Consider the following 17,368-nt stretch of genomic DNA (forward strand, 5'->3'; position numbering starts at 1 on the left):
CGTTGGATACACGCAACTGACCCAAAGCAGGATTTTCAAAAGCCATTTCTACAACAGCCTTCTCAATTTCCGGCTCAATTCTGTTTTGCGGAATTGGTTTTTTGCGACTAATTTCTTTCAAGGCAATAGGGCCACCTGTATCATAGAGTTCTTTGATCCGGTAAAAGCTATCCCGGCTGTAACCATAAACACGGCAGGCCTCCGATACGTTACCTAACTTTTCTGCTAATTTCAGTAATCCTAACTTGCTTTGGATTAATTTTGTTTCTACATTCATTTCTGACAGTTTTTAAAGTGGTTAAATTGTTTGTTATTTCATTCACAATTTAACCCAACTGTCAGATTAAGTTTTAACTATTTCAACAAAACAGACCTCCAAATTTATTGTGGTCTGTTTTTTTATGCATACTATCATCATACTATGACGTTGCTTCAATATTTGGATAAAACAAATTCATTTGTTTCCAGTGATAACTTAAAAATACTTGTCAATGCATACAAGAGAAATGCGTAAATCCATCTTATTCAAACAGCATTATGATATGATTATAACCAGATAATCCATCGATCATTTTAACAGTATTTGTAACTGAATAAGGTTAGCAACTATTCTAAAATTTTATTTTATTTTTACTTATAATTTATATTATGTTAAATAAAATAAAACAATTAAGAATTAATATAGCATTAGAAATTGGCAGGCCATCTCCTTATTTAATGCGGTGGATACCTAACTAAAAAATCAAGTTACTTTGGTAAGTCATAGTCATAAAAAAAACCCACAAACAAATGTTTATGAGTTTTTTTAGTAAGAAATTGAAATATTAATTAATTTCCGTTTGCAGAAATTAACTGATCATAGAATTTAACTTTTGCATCGTAGGTATCAAATAATTTTTGATCAGCCTTCGATTTATCACGTTTGTAACTATACATATTGTATAAAATATCTAACGACTTGTTGTAACAATTTTTTTCTGCTGATGATTTATTAGGAACAGCTTTTAAAGCCCTATAAGCGTTTTCTAACCATGTAATAGTGCTATCGGCAGCTGTTGCAGCAGGTTTATCTAATTCTGCATTGGCTTTTTTAATGGCATCTACCTGTGGTTTAATTTGTGCATCATAAGCTGCTTTTTTCTTTGGATCTTTAATATCGGCTTTTGCGGCATTTAATTTTTGGAGTGAACGAATATTGTCTCTCATTTTATCATCTAATGCATTAAACTCTAAATTATACAACACACCGGCATTGTAAGCAGCAATACCATTGGTAGTATCTTTTGTATAAGCACGTTCAAAAGCCAATCTTGCCTTGTTTTTGTAATAAACTTCCTGTGTACTGTCTAATTTATCTTTCTCAGCTTTGGGTATATTGGCAAACATCTCACCAAACTGAAGGTATTTTGCAGCGGTTAATGTTCCGGCAGCATCTTCCTTATCAAATAAATCAGCTTTTTCCTGAAGGGTATAATTTTTATTCAAATAATCGGTTTCATAATCATCCCATTCCCCATTTGGATAGAATTTTTTGGCCATACCCAGCCATTTATCAAAATCGGCTTTGTTTTTATTGTTGCTGGCGCTTACCAATAAAAATTTATAAATATCCTCGTATTCTTTTCCATGAACTGAGCTGTCTGCAAGTCTGCCATAGTATTGATACGCTTTATCTAATTTTTTGTCATTCTGATTGGCATAAGCAGCATATAAAATGGAAGTAGTGTCAAAATTCATTTTGGCGGTACTCCATTTGTTTTCAAAAATTACATCACTGTAATCAACTGCATAACCAAAATAAAAAGCGGCCGAATCCCATTTTTTGGAATTGAATTCTTTTACACCCTGGCTAAATGAAGTAACGTAGAGGTTAAATGGAATATCCTGACCACCATTTTCTTTTAAAATTTTATAGTCCGGATCCATTTCTTTGTATTTTTTAAAAGCTTCTGCAGCAGTTACCTCAGTATTGGGATATTTTTCTCTGGTTTTATCATCTTTATACAAGGCAGCATACACTTTGGCTTTCCAGAACCAGCCTTCTGCTTTGGCTTGTGCTTTGGGTTCCTGCATTAATTTATCAATTTCTGTCTTGGCATTTTCTACCTGGTTCAGTAACAATGCCGTTTGCACTTTTTTAAAATCCTGCGCTTTTAAAGCTGTTAAGCCTACTGCAAAAAAGGCAACCAATAAAAGTTTTTTCATGTGTTTATGTTTATTGTTTTATAAAATCATATATCAGTTTTACATACTTTTTATGCGTTAATGATTTTATGAATATGTGTCTGATATTTTTAAATTTATTTTTAATTTTCTGAAATAGGTTCGTTCGGGTTAATATCTGGTTCCAGGTTATTGGTTGAGGCATCATCATTGGGTTTATTTGCATTTGAATTAACCTCACTTGAAAGCACGGTATTTTCAGTTGAAGGATCTGGTTCTGCATCCTGTTCTTCAATAGTTGATATGGCTGCAATGGCATCATCGGCATCCAATCTGATTAAAATTACCCCTTGTGTTGCTCTGCCAGCTTCTTTAATATTGGCAATTGGCGTACGCAAGGTAATACCCGATTTGCAGGTGATAATTAAATCCTCTGTATCTTCCACTGCTCTTATACCGACTAATTTACCGGTTTTTTCGGTAACATGAATGGTTTTTACCCCTTTTCCTCCTCTATTTGTAATGCGATAAACATCTTCTCCATCTGCATCAATTAAAGGTGTTCTTTTACCAAACCCTTTTTCACTAATTACCAGAATGGTTTTGCTTTTATCGGCTTTATCAACACATACCATGCCAACCACTTCATCGGTGGCATCATCTACTTCAATACCCTGTACACCAATGGCACCGCGTCCGGTAGGTCTTACTTTTATTTCCGGAAAACGTATTGCCCTGCCCGATTTCACCGCTAACATGATTTCATGATTGCCATTGGTCATCTTGGCTTCTAATAATTCATCCCCCTCATTAATGGTAATGGCATTTACGCCGGTAGCACGGGGGCGACTAAAATCTTCCAGATGAGTTTTTTTGATAATGCCTCTTTTGGTACAAAGCACTATAAATTTATCCTGAAGCGAGGCTTTGTCATCCAAATTATTCACATTCAGAATGGCTTTTACCTTATCATCCTGCGGAATTTGAATTAAATTTTGAATGGCTCTTCCTTTGCTTTGCTTTTCGCCTTCGGGTATTTCGTAAACCTTCAACCAAAAACAACGGCCTTTTTCAGTGAATATGAGCATGGTATCATGCGTAGATGCCACGAAAAGATGTTCTACAAAATCTTCTTCTCGTGTTTTAGTGCCAATGGCTCCTCTTCCACCTCTTTTTTGCTGACGGTACTCCGTTGCTGTAGTACGTTTAATGTAGCCTAAATGTGAGATGGTAATTACAACATCTTCTTCCTTAATAAAATCGAGCATGTTCATCTCTTCAGCCAAATACTGAATTTCGGAGCGTCTTTTATCACCAAATTTTTCTTTAATTTCAATCAGTTCTTTCGAAATTAAATCATATCGAAGACCTTCATCGGCCAACAGTTCTTTTAAATGCCGGATAGTATTAATCAGGCCATTGAATTCTTCAATAATTTTATTGCGTTCCATGCCGGTAAGGCGTTGTAAACGTAATTCTAAAATTGCTTTGGCCTGTAATTCTGATAATCCAATTGCCTGTTGGTATAATTCTAATGAAACATCTGTAAATAATTCTTGTGCCAGATACCATTTTTCTTCGGCGCTTTTTTGCATTAAAGCAGCCTTGGCCTCATCAGGGGTTTGGCTGGCTCTAATCAGTGCTATTACCTCATCTAAATGATCCAATGCTTTCAGATACCCTTCTAAAATATGTGCTCTTTCTTCTGCTTTCCTTAAATCGAATTTAGCCCTGCGGGTTACCACCTCCATCCTGAATTGAATAAATTCGCTGATAAGGTCTTTTAAATTCATGATTTTAGGCCGACCATGATTGATAGCTACGTTGTTTATACCATAACTGGTTTGTAGTTCGGTATATTTATACAATTGGTTGATGATAACACTGGCAACTGCATCGCGTTTTAAATCCAATACAATTCTGGTTCCTTCCCTGCTGTTGCTTTCATTGTTAACGTGCGCAATTCCATCAATGGTTTTATCGTTCACCAATTGACCAATTTTATCTGTAAGCGCATCCAATCCTACCTGATAAGGTGCTTCGGTTATCACAATTTGCTCTCTGCCACTGGGTTTAGTATCAATATGGCATTTCCCGCGAACAACTACCCTGCCCCTGCCTGTTAAAAATGCCTGCTTTACACCTTCCATGCCATAAATAACGCCACCTGTCGGGAAATCGGGTGCTTTAATATATTGCATTAATTCCTCAATGGTAATGTCCCGGTTTTGAATGTATGCTACGCAACCATCCACTACTTCACTCAGGTTATGCGGCATCATATTGGTAGCCATACCAACGGCAATGCCACTGCTGCCATTTACAAGTAATTGCGGTATACGAGTAGGTAAAACAGTAGGTTCCTGAAGCGAATCATCGAAATTGAGTTGGAAATCAACAGTTTCTTTTTCAATATCTTCCAGCATGGCTTCTGCAAAGCGATGTAAACGCACCTCCGTATAACGCATCGCAGCAGGAGGATCTCCATCCTGATTACCGAAGTTTCCCTGACTGTCCACCATTACATTGCGCATCGTCCAGTCCTGTGCCATCCGCACCAATGTATCATAAATGGAGGCATCACCATGTGGATGGTATTTACCCATTACTTCACCCACAATACGGGCCGATTTTTTATAAGGTTTGTTACTGCTGTTACCTAATTCATGCATGGCAAACAGCACTCTTCTGTGTACAGGTTTAAAGCCATCCCTTACATCCGGCAAGGCTCTGCCTACAATCACCGACATTGAGTAGTCGATGTAGGCGGTTTTCATTTGTTCCTCGATATTTACCTGAATAATACGGTCGTTATCGTTTGTTTTCTCGGGCAATAAATTTTCTTCCATGTATCTTTTGTAGTACTAATGAGATGAATAACCCTGTAAACCCAAAGTGGGGGTTTAACAGGATGGCGAAGATAGCTTTTTTGCTGCTAAAATCAGGCATTTAAAGCCCTTTTTTCATAGATTTTTCCACAGGATATATACATTAAATTGTTGGTTCTATCCGGCAATTTCAGGTATCACTTTTTAATAACCATTTTATGCCCATATCTTTGAAAAAAAGGCGGGTTTTGGTATTTAAATATGGCGGAAGTACTAACGCTTTCGAATCATTTAAATACTCACTTTTTATAAACACAGGAAAGTTTTCAGTTGCTTGTTTTGAATAGTGCAAACCCGGATGTAAATATAAAATTGGATTGGAGCAAATTATATACATATGAAAAATATTTTATTGTTTGGTGCGGGTAAATCGGCTACCGTACTGATTGAATATTTAAAAAAAACAGCCACTCAATATAATTGGTCTGTTACAGTTGCAGATGCAAATGCTGCAATTGCAGCAGAAAAAGTGGGGCAGCATGCATTGGTGAAAGCTGTGGGTATTGCTATTGAAAATGCAGCACAGCGTATTGCACTGATACAACAGGCTAACGTTGTAATTTCGATGCTTCCTCCGGCTTTACATTATATTGTGGCAAAAGATTGTCTGGAACACAACAAGCATTTACTGACTGCCAGCTATGTTGATGAAAATTTACAGCAAATGGCTACAGCCATTCAGGAAAAGCAATTGCTTTTTTTGTGTGAAATGGGTTTAGATCCGGGCATTGATCATATGAGTGCCATGCAAATGATCGCCTCCATTCAGAAAAAGGGCGGAAAAATTACTTCCTTTCAATCGCATTGTGGCGGTTTGGTGGCACCGGAAAGTGATGATAATGCCTGGCATTATAAAATTAGTTGGAACCCTCGAAATGTAGTGATGGCCGGAAAAGCCGGGGCAGTATTTAAAGAAAATAATACCATTGTGCATGTACCTTATCAGCAAATTTTTGCCAATTGTACTCCACTGAAAAATGCATCCATACCCGGGTTGGTATATTACTCAAACAGAGATTCTTTGCATTACATGGATCAATATGCGTTATCACATGCTGAAACCTTTAAACGCACCACCATTCGATATGCTGATTTTTGTAAAGGCTGGCAATGGATGGTTGATTGGCAATTAACAGATGAAAAGTTACAATATGCAACAGATGGTATGTGTATTGCTGAATTTTATCAGCAGCATTTTGAAAAAATTGGTTTGGAAGATCTGTACCATCAACTCCCAACAACACCACTGATGCAAAGCCAGTTGCAACAAATTGGCTGGTATGATGTTGCTACTCAAATTAACAAAGGTACTTGCAGTGCTGCTGATGTGTTACAATTTATTCTGGAAAAAAAATGGGCATTGCAACCCAACGATAAAGATTTGGTGATGATGATTCATGAAATTGAGTATACAATTGAAAACCAAAAATTTTATCATATTGCTGAATTAAAAGTAACAGGTGAAAATGCCATGCAAACTGCCATGGCTAAAACAGTAGGTTTACCGCTGGGTATTGCAGCAACACTTCTGTTAAACAATCAGCTCAATGTAAGAGGGCTGCATATACCCACACATCCTGCCATTTACAACACGGTTTTGCCTTTATTAGAACAGGAAGGAGTTTGTTTTACTACATCAACGCATGTTATTTAAAATTTATGAACGATTCAATTCATCAGTTACAGGTATTCTATCAAAATAAAATTCAGGATTATACTTTAGCTGTACATCGGTTAAAAAATAAAATCAATGCAGTTGCATTTTTCCGTGCTATATTTTTTGTAGCATGGCTGTATTTGTTATACCAATATTTTACAAATAACAATCAGGTAATTCTATTATTGTCTTTTCTTGGTTTAGCCGGTTTTCTGGCATTGATTTCCATTCATTTAAATTTTAAAAATAAAAAACAGATTTGCCAGAATAAATTATGGCTGGCACAAAATGAATGGAATGTATTGGACGAAAAAGACAATGCATTTGATGATGGGAACGAATTTTTTGTGAATACAGCTTATTATGCCGATCTGGATATTTTCGGAAAAAAATCATTGTTTCATTTGTTGAACAGAACCACTACTTACTTGGGTAAACAGGCATTATTTCATCAATTGAGCAATCCAATGCTGCAAAAAGAAAAAATATTATTGTATCAATCTGCCATAAAAACTTACAGCACTCAATACAGCATTATGGAGACTTGGATTGCTATAGCCATGCTGTACAAAAATGATGAAACAGTTCATACCAACGGCATTCAGCAATGGATAACTAATTTTACTTCATTAACCGGCCGTACCTATTGGAATAGCATCAGGTATATACTTCCTGCCCTTTCTATTGTGGCATTCATCTATACTTTAGATACCGGCAATTATGCATGGCTTTCCATTTGTATTGTATTGAATTGGTTACATGTAGGAATTGCGGGAAAATACAACGGTAAAGCATTTGCTACTTTAGGTAAGCAACAGGAAGTGCTGAATACTTATAGTAAGCTTTTAGATGTATTTAAAAATGTATATGCAAATGATGCAGTTGTTTTACAACAGCTAAAAGAAAAAGCAAATGAAGGCTGTAAAAGTATAGCCAAACTTTCATTCATTGCCAATCTGATTCATCAACGATTCAATTTATTGGCCACTACCCTCTTAAATAGCTTATTGATGTATGATGTACATTGTACTGTTTTATTAGATAACTGGCTCCACAATAATAAAAACAAAATCAACGCATGGTTGGAAGCCATAGGTGAAATTGAATACCTGAATAGTATGGCATTGTTTGCTTATAACCATCCCGCATTTGTGTATCCTGAAATTGAAACAGAAGGAGTTATCATTACAGCAGCTAATTTAGGCCATCCAATGATATCCGGGAAGCAATTGGTTAAAAACTCATTTCAATTGCAACAAGCGGGTGTGTTATTAATAACCGGCTCTAACATGAGTGGTAAAAGTACTTTTTTAAGAACTGTAGGTATCAATATCTTGTTGGCCGAAATAGGCGCGCCGATTTGTGCTACGCAATTTTCATTTACGCCCATGCATCTATTTACCTGTATCAGAATTTCAGACTCATTGCAAGAAAATACTTCCTATTTTATGGCTGAACTTCAAAAATTGGCTGATATTAAAACACAATTATCAACCCGTCATCCTGCATTAATTTTAATTGATGAAATATTAAGGGGCACCAACTCATGTGATAAATATGAAGGTTCAGCACAATTTATTTTACAGTTAATACAGCAGCCTTGTATTGTTTTATTTGCTACACACGATTTAAAATTGAGTTTATTAGAGGAAATGTATCCAAACAACATTACCAATTATTGTTTTGAAAGTACCATAGAAAACAACCATCTAAGCTTTGACTATGTGCTACGAAAAGGGATTGCACAAAATAAAAATGCCACATTTTTAATGAAAAAAATGGGCATTACATAACTATTTTTTCAAATTAAAATTAGCTAATTCAGCTTACGAATCCATATATTTTTAAAGCTAATTGGTTTACTTTTATCACCATGTGCCTGCAATTTAATGGGGGCAGGTCCATGTGCTTTATAAAAAGGTTTACCAATGTATAAAGTTTGACCTTTTAAAACAGTATTGTTTTGTATTAACACTCCGTTTTGAAAAACCGTTACACGTGCAGGAGATGCAAGCGAACCATCTTCATTAAAACGTGGTGCTGTCCAAACTACATCATACGACTGCCATTCTCCAGGTTTGCGACAAGCATTTACCAATGGTGGAAATTGTTTATAAATACTACCTGCTTGTCCGTTTACATAAGTAGTATTTTTATAGTTATCTAAAATTTGTAATTCATAACCCGCATCGCCGGGGCCGGTTGAAGCAAGGAATAAGCCACTATTGCCCCTTGCCTGTCCTTCCCCCTCAATATCGGCAGGTATTCGCCATTCAATATGCAACTGATAATCAGTAAAAGTTTCTTTGGTTTGAATATTGCCTGCTTTTTTGTTTACAGTAAGTATGCCTTTCGATACCAGCCAATCAGCCTGCTGTGATGGGTTATTGGCATTTTCCCATGCATTTAAATTTTTGCCATCAAATAAAATAATGGCATCTGAAGGTGGGTTGGTAAATGCAGACATACCTGGCGTAACAATGGGCGGCACAGGTAACCACTGTTCAGTTTCCTTTGGATCGGTTTGGGCAAATAAACTGAAGGCGGTACACAAAGCCAGCGCCGACAGTATTGTTTTTTTGTTAAACATGTTGGTTGTTTTTAAGGATGATACAATTTATTTCTGTTTTCTTTTTTTTGCTTTTTCTACCTTTCGGGTTGATGTTCTCCCTTGTTTCATTGAGGTTGCGGGTACCCATTCATAATCTAATTGCCTTTTTTCTATATTAGCAGCCACCACTTTTATCATTACTTTATCGCCCATTCTAAATTGCCGGCCACTTCTTCTACCCACTAAAGCATAATCTGCTTCAACCAATCTAAATTCATCATAATCATTCAAACTTACTATGGTTACCAAACCTTCGCATTTGTGTTCAACTGTTTCTACCCAGAAACCAAAACCGGCTACACCGCTCACTACCCCCTCAAAAGTTTCACCCAATCGCTCTTTCATAAATTCAACCTGTTTGTATTTATTGCCGGCTCTTTCGCAATCCATTGCAGCTCGTTCTCTTTCACTGCAATGTTTGCATTTTTCTTCCATTTTTTTATCCAGTAATGGTTTTTTTCTTAGTATGGATGCTACTACTCTATGTACCAACACATCGGGATAACGGCGTATGGGAGAAGTGAAATGGCAATAATACGTAAAGCCTAATCCGTAATGGCCAATATTGTTTTCGGTGTAAATAGCTTTCGACATCGTTCTAATACCCAGTTGCTCTAACACATGTTGTTCAGGTAAGCCTTGCACTGCCTTTAGCATATCGTTAAAACTCTGTGCTATTTTTTCGGGAGTTGAAGTATTGAATTGGTGACCATATTTTCTTGCAAAGGCGATAAAAGGTGTTAATTTATCTTCATTAGGTTTGTCGTGTACGCGATAAGGAAAGGGAATTTCTTTATCATCTTTTGCTTTTGTGTTGGCAACAAATTCAGCTACTGTTTTATTCGCCAGTAACATACATTCTTCTACCAACTGATGGGCTTCTTTACTTTCTTTAACAGTAATACCAATGGGTTTCCCTTTTTCGTCTAAAATAAAACGCACTTCTTGTGATGAAAAATTAATGGCACCTTTTTGAAACCTTTGTTTTCGCCATTTTTGAGCTATGGTATTTAGTAATAAAATTTGTTCTACATACAATCCCTCTTCATTTTCAATAATACTTTGAACATCTTCATAAGTAAAGCGATGGTCAGAGTGAATAACTGTTCTGCCAATCCAATGATTTTTTACTTCTCCTGCGGCAGTAATTTCGAAAATTGCAGAAAAAGTAAATTTATCTTCATGCGGACGGAGTGAACACAATTCATTCGAAATTTTTTCGGGTAACATTGGGTTTACTCTATCGGGCAGATAAACGGATGTAGCTCTTTTATAAGCCTCTTCATCTAAAATACTTTCCGGTTCTACATAATAACTTACATCTGCAATGTGAATACCGATTTCAAAAAGATTATTTTTTATTTTTTTGATAGAGATGGCATCATCAAAATCTTTTGCATCAACAGGATCGATGGTAAAGGTTAAAATATCTCTGCAGTCTCGTCTTTGCTCAATTTCTTTTTTATCTAATACTACCGGAAGATTGGCTGCTTCTTGCAATATAGTTTTATCAAATGAAAGGGGAAAACCCGCCTGAGCCAGAATATCTTTCATGGCAGCATCATTTTCATCTTCAGACGATAAAATGCTGATAATTTCTCCTACCGGTTTTCTGTCATCCTTATCCCATTTTACTAATCGGGCAATTACTTTTTCCTTATGTTTGGCACCGTTTAGTTTATCTAATGGAATAAAGATATCCGGCATAGGTCTTTCTGTATCCGGTATAAAAAAAGCAAAATTAGTAGACAATTGCAGGTGGCCTACAAATTCAGTTTGTCTTCTTTCTAATACTTCAACTATTCTGCCTTCTTTTTTTTTCGTTGTACTGCTTTCTTTTACCACTTTTACGGTAACTGTATCGCCATGTAAAGCCGTGTTGAAATTTCCCTGCCGTACTAATATATCGCCACTACCGTTTGCAATCACTACATAACCAATACCGCTTCTGGTTATTTCTAAAACACCGGTTTCCAATAATGCTTTATGGGTATGTTTTGTAGTGGTATGCTTATTATTTTTTTGTTTACTCATGTGTTGTTTTTGTTGCTAAAATTTATAATGTAATTCACAATTGCATTTTGAAACAGTGAGGCCTCATTAAACAGAAATTGATGACGAATGGGAAGTACATATAATGGTAAATCTACTAATTCCTGTTTGAATTTGGTGAGCCTGACTGCATCTTTCTCTGTAGTGAGAATCATTTTTTGAGGAACATCAATGGATTGAAATTTTTCAATAATTTCCCTTAAGTCATCAATGGTAAAAATATGATGATCGGTATAGTTTTTCTGATAATAGGTTGCAGCCCGTTGCAACAAATAATCTTTTAAAGGTTTTGGATTGGCAATGCCGCAAACCAATAATATTTCATCTTTATCGGTAATAGGCCTTTCAGTATATTGAGAAATGTGATATGGAACTCCATATTCAATGGCAGTAAAATATACCTGTTGCGTGGGTAAAGGATGCAGATTGCGTAACAATTTTTGTTTTTTTTCAACCGATAAATCAGCAGGGCATTTCGTTACTATAATAATGTCGGCTCTTTTAACTGAACACCATTCATCCCGTAAATCGCCGGTAGGTAAAAAAAAGTCGTATATGTACAGATTATTATATTCAGTTAATACAATGTTTATACCTGCTTTCACAGCTCTGTGTTGAAAAGCATCATCCAGAATGATGGCTTGCAAATCGGGTACATCATGCAGTAATTGTGGAATAGCTATCAATCGCTCCTCGCCTACTGCTACCGGCACGTTTGGAAATTTTAAATGAAACTGCATCGGCTCATCTCCAATTTCTAATGCAGTTGTGTTTTCATTGGCTAAAGCATAGCCCTTGGTTTTACGTTTGTAGCCGCGACTTAGCGTAGCTATTTTAAAGCGGGGTTGCAAAAATGTAAGCAAATATTCAACCATTGGCGATTTACCGGTACCACCTACTGCAATATTGCCAATACAAATGAGCGGAAAATTAAATGTTGTTTCCTGAAAAATTCCTTTATCATACATTCTGTTTCTGATAAAAACAATTGCACCATACACAATAGCAAAGGGTAAAAGCAATACCCTGAATGATTTTAGAAAGAAAGCATTAAAATTCATACCTGTTTTGGGGAGTAATACAATAATTTAAAGGTACATCAAAAGATTGGGTATCGCTTATTTTAGTTACGGGCTCAAAATAAGAAAAGCCAATTATAACAACATTTTTGCGACATTCTGTTAAAAATCTGTCGTAAAATCCTTTGCCGTAACCTACTCTGTAACCCGCCCTATCGCAGATAATTAGTGGAACAAAAACTAAATCAATCCTTTCCGGTACTAACAAATCCCCTTCCGTTGGTTCATAAATACCCCACTTGTTTGTGGCAAATTGGGTATGTTCATTTGTTAATATTGCCTGCATGGTGTGGTTGGTTGTATTGGTAACCGGATAGGCAATGCGTATATTGGGATAAAAATGTTTCAGATATCCCGTAAATAAATGTGTATTGGGCTCATTGGTGGTTGCTAATGGCCAATAACTCAATACAGAATGTATGTGGTTAAAATTTAGTTGTTGTAATTGCAGCAACATTAAATCTTCTCCAATCAATTTCTCTTTTTCAGAAATTGATTTTCGTTTTTGTAAATACAAATTCCTTAGTTCTAACTTGGTCATAATAATTCAATCAATCGCTCTTTAATTTTTGTTGCCTGCTCCAGTACAAACTGCCGGTTGGGTTTTTCTGTAAATGTGATACTGCCAATATAAGGAAAACCTGACCAGTTTACAATTTCCTGTTCATATTGCAAATAATGATCGTTAAAAACCCACCCTACAACAGGCAGGTTATATTGTTTACACACCAGTGCCGTTAATAAGGAGTGATTAATACTGCCTAAATAATTTCTACTTACTAAAATTACCGGTGCCTTAAGCGCTTTTATAACATCTGCCATAAATTGATGGTGATTAATGGGAACCATTAATCCGCCGGCTCCTTCAATAATCAGGTATGGATTATTGGTTTTGGGCATGGCATTTTGGATGTTATTTATTTCCAGAATTTTATTTTCGGCAGCTGCAGCAATATGAGGTGAAGCCGGCATTTTTAATACATAGGCCTCTTTATGAATTTGAGTAGCTGTATTTGAAATTAATTGTTGAATGGTAGCTGCATCGGTACCATCGTCAAGGCCTGCCTGTATGGGTTTCCAATAATCTGCCTGTAATGCTTCTGTTACAATAGCACTTACTACCGATTTGCCAACCCCGGTACCAATACCGGTTATAAAAATTGATTTTGTTTGCATAAATCAAAACTACAATTTAATAAAAAAAATATTTGAACATGTTGCTGAATCAATAATTCTTTTACAGCAACTGCTCAATCTGCATCATCCATTGAAAAAAAAGAAAAAATGGTGGTGCCGTAATTGCGTTCAAACCTGTATCCTTTAAAATGTTGATAGTTATTACGCGGTGTATGTTCTAACACAAAATATCCTTCCGGCGGCAGAATCATTTTTTTTGCTACAATAATGGCCGGCAAGTCATCGATATTGCCTAAAGCATAAGGCGGCCCTGCAAAAATAAAATGATATTGTTCGGTACAGGTACTTAAAAAACTAAAAACATCTTGTTTAAAAATTTGAAACTGATTGGGCAGGGCTCCCAATTGTTGCATGTTTGTTTGAATAAAAGCAGCCATTGTAGGATCTTTTTCTACAATAGTCAGCAATGCGGCCCCTCTGCTGGCCAGTTCGTAACTAATGGCTCCGGTACCTCCAAACAAATCTAAGGTATGAATGCCCTCAAAACTAATGCGGTTTTGTAAAATATTGAAAAGCCCTTCTTTGGCAATATCGGTAGTGGGTCTGGTAAAAGGCATTTTTGCAGGCGGTTTAATTTTTCTTCCTCCCCATTGGCCTGAAATGATCCTCATAAAATAATATTAAAAAAAGGTAGTAAATAATGTTCCGGGTAATAATGTTTTTCAATTAAAATTTCCTGTTCAGGTAAAACAGACTGCCATTGCATGTCAGGAATTATTTTTTGTATCGAAATATAAACTTCATCTGTTTCATTAATAATGCCACTTATTTCTACTTTCAGTTCAAATACGGGTTTAGAATAGGTATTCAATAAAGCAACAATTTGATAAACCACATCATCAGCACAGGTATAACTGAAATGCACTGCCGTTTGTAATTGTTGCTGTTGTATACTTACAATAGAAAAACTTCCCGGATAAAAATAAATGAGCCAATAATTTGAAAAGCTGGTTGCCCTTTGAAATGCAAGCTGAATTTGTTTACGCAAACTATTGTAAACAGGTGTATCTGAAAAGGAACCTGCCAGCATTTGTTGCAGGCTTTGCGGAATTTGACAGGCAATATACAAGTTGGTTTCAGGTAATGTTATGGCATCAGTATTCATCTCCATATTACTCCATCCAAACAACAACTCTAATGAAGATTGAGCCGCAGATTCAGAATACAAATTTTCAGGAATTATGATTTGCTCAAATCCATTTAAAAATATTTGTTTGGTATGATAGGGCAAATCAAATAAAATGGATTGTAAGCGGACTTCCTGAAAAATCAAATACCAGTTGCTTTCAATTTTTTGAAAAGTAAATAATTCCAACGCACTAACAGAAACAGATTCAATTGATGTTTCAATTAAAGCGATATAATGCAAACCTACTTCAATAGTGAGCTGCTTTTCTATAACCGGCTGCTCCGCTCTGTTGAGGCAGTATTGACTGATTTCTTTTTCAACCATTGTTCAAATATACAATTACTGTTTAAAAAAAGAATACATACAGAATATCTAAATCGAATATCAACAAAACTGTAGATTTGCAATGAATATGAGTGAGCCTGCTATTGTTACTGCCGATTATCGGGTAACAACTTCTAATCAACAAATATTAAAAATTGCATTACCCATTGCTGCCGCCACTTTGGTACCGCAGTTAAATTTTATTATCAACAATGTATTTTTAGGGCATTTGGGCGAACAGCCGCTTGCTGTAGCTGGTATTACAGGTGTATATTACTTAATTTTTGCGGTAATAGGCATTGGTTTAAATAATGGAATGCAGGCCATTATTGCCAGACGTGCCGGCGAAAATAAAATTGAAGCCATTGGTAATTTATTTGCTCAAGGTGTCAGAATTTCATTTGTTTTAGCCTTTTTAGGAATATTAATTACCTGGTTTTTGATACCGGTAATTTTAGAGCATACACTTAGCAATCCACTGCATGTTAGCATGGCTGTAAAATTTTTACGTATCCGGATTTTCGGGCTTATTTTTTTATACCTATACCAATTACGAAATGCTGTATTGGTGGGCACCAATCAAAGTAAATATTTAATTATTGGTACTGCTGCAGAATCGATTGCCAATGTTTTTTTTGATTATGTTTTGATTTATGGAAAATGGGGATTCCCCAATTTAGGGTTTGATGGAGCCGCCTACTCTTCCATTATTGCAGAGTTTACCGGATTAATGGCTATTTATTTTGTTATTCGGAAAAAAGGAATTGACAGGCAGTTGCAACTTTTTAAATCGTGGGAATTTGACAAAAATAATATTAAATTAATTTTACGATTATCTGCACCACTTATAGCCCAATTCTGTTTAAGTATTGTAAGCTGGGAGTTTTTTTATATTTTAATTGAACACCATGGCTCAATGGATTTGGCTATTTCAAATATTATGCGCAACATTTTTGGCTTTTTTGGATGCTTTACCTGGGCTTTTGCAGCAGCTGCCAATACAATGGTTAGTAACATTATTGGCCAGGGTTTGCACATAAAAGTAGAAGGCTTAATCATTAAAATTATGAAACTGTCTGTTTTGTTTGCAGGTAGTATTTGCATCATCATCAATATTTTTCCCACATTATTTTTATCATTTTATGGCCAGGGTAATGATTTTATTACGCATGCCATTCCTGTTTTACGGGTGGTTTCTACTGCATTGGTACTGATGTCGGTATCTACTATTTGGTTAAATGCTGTTACCGGAACCGGTAGTACTCAGGTAAATCTGCTGATTGAGTTTTTTGCCATCATCATGTATTGTCTGTACAGTTATTTTATATTGGAAAAATGGCATTTACCCATTACTGTTGGTTGGGGAAGTGAATGGGTGTACTGGATATTACTGTTTATCCCCTCTTATTGGTACATTAAAAAAGGCAGCTGGCAGCAAAAGCAATTTTAGTTGAGCAACCTGCTTATTATTCCAGCGAATCCAACATTTTTTGACCTTCTGTTTTCAGAGCAGCATCATCCGGCGTTCTAACAGGCAATTTTACCAATTGCTTTAACACTTCAATGGCTTTGGAGGGATTGTTATTGGCCTGATAACTCTTCGCCAGTATGAGGTAATTCATAACATAGTAGGGCTGTGTTTGTCTGCATTTTTCCAAATATACAATGGCTGAATCGTAGCTGGTGGGTGGAATACCACCCGGATACATGGTTTTTAATGCTAATTTTTTAGCCCAGTTCAAATTATTCATTTCATAATGCCAACGGCCTTCTACAAAATTGGCCATACCTAAATTGGGATTGATGTTTAATGCTTTATCGGCATTGGTTTTTATGTCTTTTACATATTGAACTAAAAGTTTTCGATCTTTTTCTACTTCCGTCATTTTAGCAGAAGCCAATGCAAGTGCATAATAGCTTTCTGCCGCTTCCGGATGTGCTGCAATAGCGCGTTGTGCATATGCTAATGCCGATTGAAAGGTGATGCGTTTATCATTCGCAATAGGTAATCGTTCGCCGGTAGAACAACTTAGCTCGGTGGCTTTTACCAAAGCATTGAGATTGTCAGGAGCAATCACCAGAATTTTCTTATAAATAGCTAAAGCCTGCTGTTCATTTAAATTAATTTCTGCATTGGTGGCTTGTTTAAACAATAATGGGAGATCCTGAGCAGCGGCATATTGAACAAACAGTACAGCCAAAAGAAAGATAGCTGTTGAAAATATTCTAACTTTTGGCATATCTGCTAATGAATTTATTGGTTCCGAT

At 36.0% G+C, this 17,368-nt stretch carries 14 protein-coding genes; 3 read left to right on the forward strand and 11 right to left on the reverse strand.

Annotated elements, in window-relative coordinates:
• From A0F92_RS14655 to gyrA, 3 genes are all read right to left on the reverse strand, one after another.
• Positions 1-277, reverse strand: a 277-nt coding sequence (locus A0F92_RS14655) for a helix-turn-helix domain-containing protein (protein WP_167517003.1), incomplete at its 3' end; no start/stop codon positions are given.
• Positions 278-828: 551 nt separating this feature from the next.
• Positions 829-2,205, reverse strand: coding sequence for a hypothetical protein (locus tag A0F92_RS14660; RefSeq protein ID WP_068247920.1), 1,377 nt, complete (start codon positions 2,203-2,205; stop codon positions 829-831).
• A 101-nt stretch (positions 2,206-2,306) separates the two neighbouring features.
• Positions 2,307-5,012, reverse strand: a complete 2,706-nt coding sequence (gene gyrA / locus A0F92_RS14665; protein WP_068247923.1) for a DNA gyrase subunit A — start codon at positions 5,010-5,012, stop codon at positions 2,307-2,309.
• Positions 5,013-5,388: 376 nt separating this feature from the next.
• On the opposite strand from gyrA, the gene A0F92_RS14675 reads away from it, so the two are divergent.
• Positions 5,389-6,705, forward strand: a complete 1,317-nt coding sequence (locus A0F92_RS14675; RefSeq protein WP_068247930.1) for a saccharopine dehydrogenase C-terminal domain-containing protein — start codon at positions 5,389-5,391, stop codon at positions 6,703-6,705.
• A gap of 5 nt (positions 6,706-6,710) precedes the next feature.
• A complete protein-coding gene (locus A0F92_RS14680; RefSeq protein WP_068247934.1) occupies positions 6,711-8,501 on the forward strand; it encodes a MutS-related protein in 1,791 nt (596 codons plus the stop codon).
• Between the two features lie 23 nt (positions 8,502-8,524).
• Here A0F92_RS14680 and A0F92_RS14685 read toward each other — a convergent pair whose 3' ends face one another.
• The 7 genes from A0F92_RS14685 to A0F92_RS14715 all read right to left on the reverse strand — a co-directional run bounded on the left by A0F92_RS14685 (position 8,525) and on the right by A0F92_RS14715 (position 15,100).
• Positions 8,525-9,298 (reverse strand): 3-keto-disaccharide hydrolase, encoded by a 774-nt coding sequence (locus tag A0F92_RS14685; RefSeq protein ID WP_068247938.1) that lies wholly within the window; start codon positions 9,296-9,298, stop codon positions 8,525-8,527.
• Positions 9,299-9,325: 27 nt separating this feature from the next.
• Complete coding sequence (gene rnr, locus A0F92_RS14690; RefSeq protein WP_068247941.1) at positions 9,326-11,353, reverse strand: ribonuclease R; 2,028 nt, start codon at positions 11,351-11,353, stop codon at positions 9,326-9,328.
• Positions 11,350-12,432, reverse strand: a complete 1,083-nt coding sequence (lpxK, locus tag A0F92_RS14695; RefSeq protein WP_068247944.1) for a tetraacyldisaccharide 4'-kinase — start codon at positions 12,430-12,432, stop codon at positions 11,350-11,352. The genes rnr and lpxK overlap by 4 nt, the downstream gene beginning before the upstream one ends.
• Positions 12,422-12,991: a 5-formyltetrahydrofolate cyclo-ligase gene (locus tag A0F92_RS14700; protein ID WP_068247947.1), complete on the reverse strand. Its 570-nt coding sequence runs from the start codon at positions 12,989-12,991 to the stop codon at positions 12,422-12,424. Before A0F92_RS14700 ends, lpxK begins: the two co-directional genes overlap by 11 nt.
• Positions 12,988-13,626 carry a dethiobiotin synthase gene (gene bioD / locus A0F92_RS14705; RefSeq protein ID WP_068247949.1) on the reverse strand — a complete coding sequence of 213 codons (639 nt, stop codon included), beginning with the start codon at positions 13,624-13,626 and terminating at the stop codon, positions 12,988-12,990. Before bioD ends, A0F92_RS14700 begins: the two co-directional genes overlap by 4 nt.
• Positions 13,627-13,700: 74 nt before the next feature.
• Positions 13,701-14,258, reverse strand: a complete 558-nt coding sequence (locus tag A0F92_RS14710) for an RsmD family RNA methyltransferase (RefSeq protein WP_068247950.1) — start codon at positions 14,256-14,258, stop codon at positions 13,701-13,703.
• The gene (locus A0F92_RS14715; protein ID WP_068247952.1) at positions 14,255-15,100 is read right to left on the reverse strand and encodes a DUF3822 family protein; all 846 of its coding nucleotides are present in this window, start codon (positions 15,098-15,100) and stop codon (positions 14,255-14,257) included. Before A0F92_RS14715 ends, A0F92_RS14710 begins: the two co-directional genes overlap by 4 nt.
• Positions 15,101-15,182: 82 nt before the next feature.
• Between A0F92_RS14715 and A0F92_RS14720 the strand changes: the two genes are divergently transcribed.
• Positions 15,183-16,550 (forward strand): MATE family efflux transporter, encoded by a 1,368-nt coding sequence (locus tag A0F92_RS14720; RefSeq protein ID WP_167517127.1) that lies wholly within the window; start codon positions 15,183-15,185, stop codon positions 16,548-16,550.
• A gap of 16 nt (positions 16,551-16,566) precedes the next feature.
• Here A0F92_RS14720 and A0F92_RS14725 read toward each other — a convergent pair whose 3' ends face one another.
• Positions 16,567-17,340 carry a tetratricopeptide repeat protein gene (locus A0F92_RS14725; RefSeq protein ID WP_167517128.1) on the reverse strand — a complete coding sequence of 258 codons (774 nt, stop codon included), beginning with the start codon at positions 17,338-17,340 and terminating at the stop codon, positions 16,567-16,569.
• Positions 17,341-17,368 lie beyond the last annotated feature (28 nt).

Origin of the sequence: Hydrotalea flava (assembly GCF_001623405.1) — a bacterium.
GTDB classification, from domain to species: domain Bacteria; phylum Bacteroidota; class Bacteroidia; order Chitinophagales; family Chitinophagaceae; genus Hydrotalea; species Hydrotalea flava.

Coding starts and splice junctions, on each gene's coding strand:
- gyrA (WP_068247923.1), bottom strand. CDS start 5,012: ATGGAAGAAAATTTATTGCCCGAGAAAACAAACGATAACGACCGTATT.
- rnr (WP_068247941.1), bottom strand. CDS start 11,353: ATGAGTAAACAAAAAAATAATAAGCATACCACTACAAAACATACCCAT.
- lpxK (WP_068247944.1), bottom strand. CDS start 12,432: ATGAATTTTAATGCTTTCTTTCTAAAATCATTCAGGGTATTGCTTTTA.
- bioD (WP_068247949.1), bottom strand. CDS start 13,626: ATGCAAACAAAATCAATTTTTATAACCGGTATTGGTACCGGGGTTGGC.
- A0F92_RS14715 (WP_068247952.1), bottom strand. CDS start 15,100: ATGGTTGAAAAAGAAATCAGTCAATACTGCCTCAACAGAGCGGAGCAG.
- A0F92_RS14685 (WP_068247938.1), bottom strand. CDS start 9,298: ATGTTTAACAAAAAAACAATACTGTCGGCGCTGGCTTTGTGTACCGCC.
- A0F92_RS14660 (WP_068247920.1), bottom strand. CDS start 2,205: ATGAAAAAACTTTTATTGGTTGCCTTTTTTGCAGTAGGCTTAACAGCT.
- A0F92_RS14720 (WP_167517127.1), top strand. CDS start 15,183: ATGAATATGAGTGAGCCTGCTATTGTTACTGCCGATTATCGGGTAACA.
- A0F92_RS14710 (WP_068247950.1), bottom strand. CDS start 14,258: ATGAGGATCATTTCAGGCCAATGGGGAGGAAGAAAAATTAAACCGCCT.
- A0F92_RS14700 (WP_068247947.1), bottom strand. CDS start 12,991: ATGACCAAGTTAGAACTAAGGAATTTGTATTTACAAAAACGAAAATCA.
- A0F92_RS14725 (WP_167517128.1), bottom strand. CDS start 17,340: ATGCCAAAAGTTAGAATATTTTCAACAGCTATCTTTCTTTTGGCTGTA.
- A0F92_RS14675 (WP_068247930.1), top strand. CDS start 5,389: ATGAAAAATATTTTATTGTTTGGTGCGGGTAAATCGGCTACCGTACTG.
- A0F92_RS14680 (WP_068247934.1), top strand. CDS start 6,711: ATGAACGATTCAATTCATCAGTTACAGGTATTCTATCAAAATAAAATT.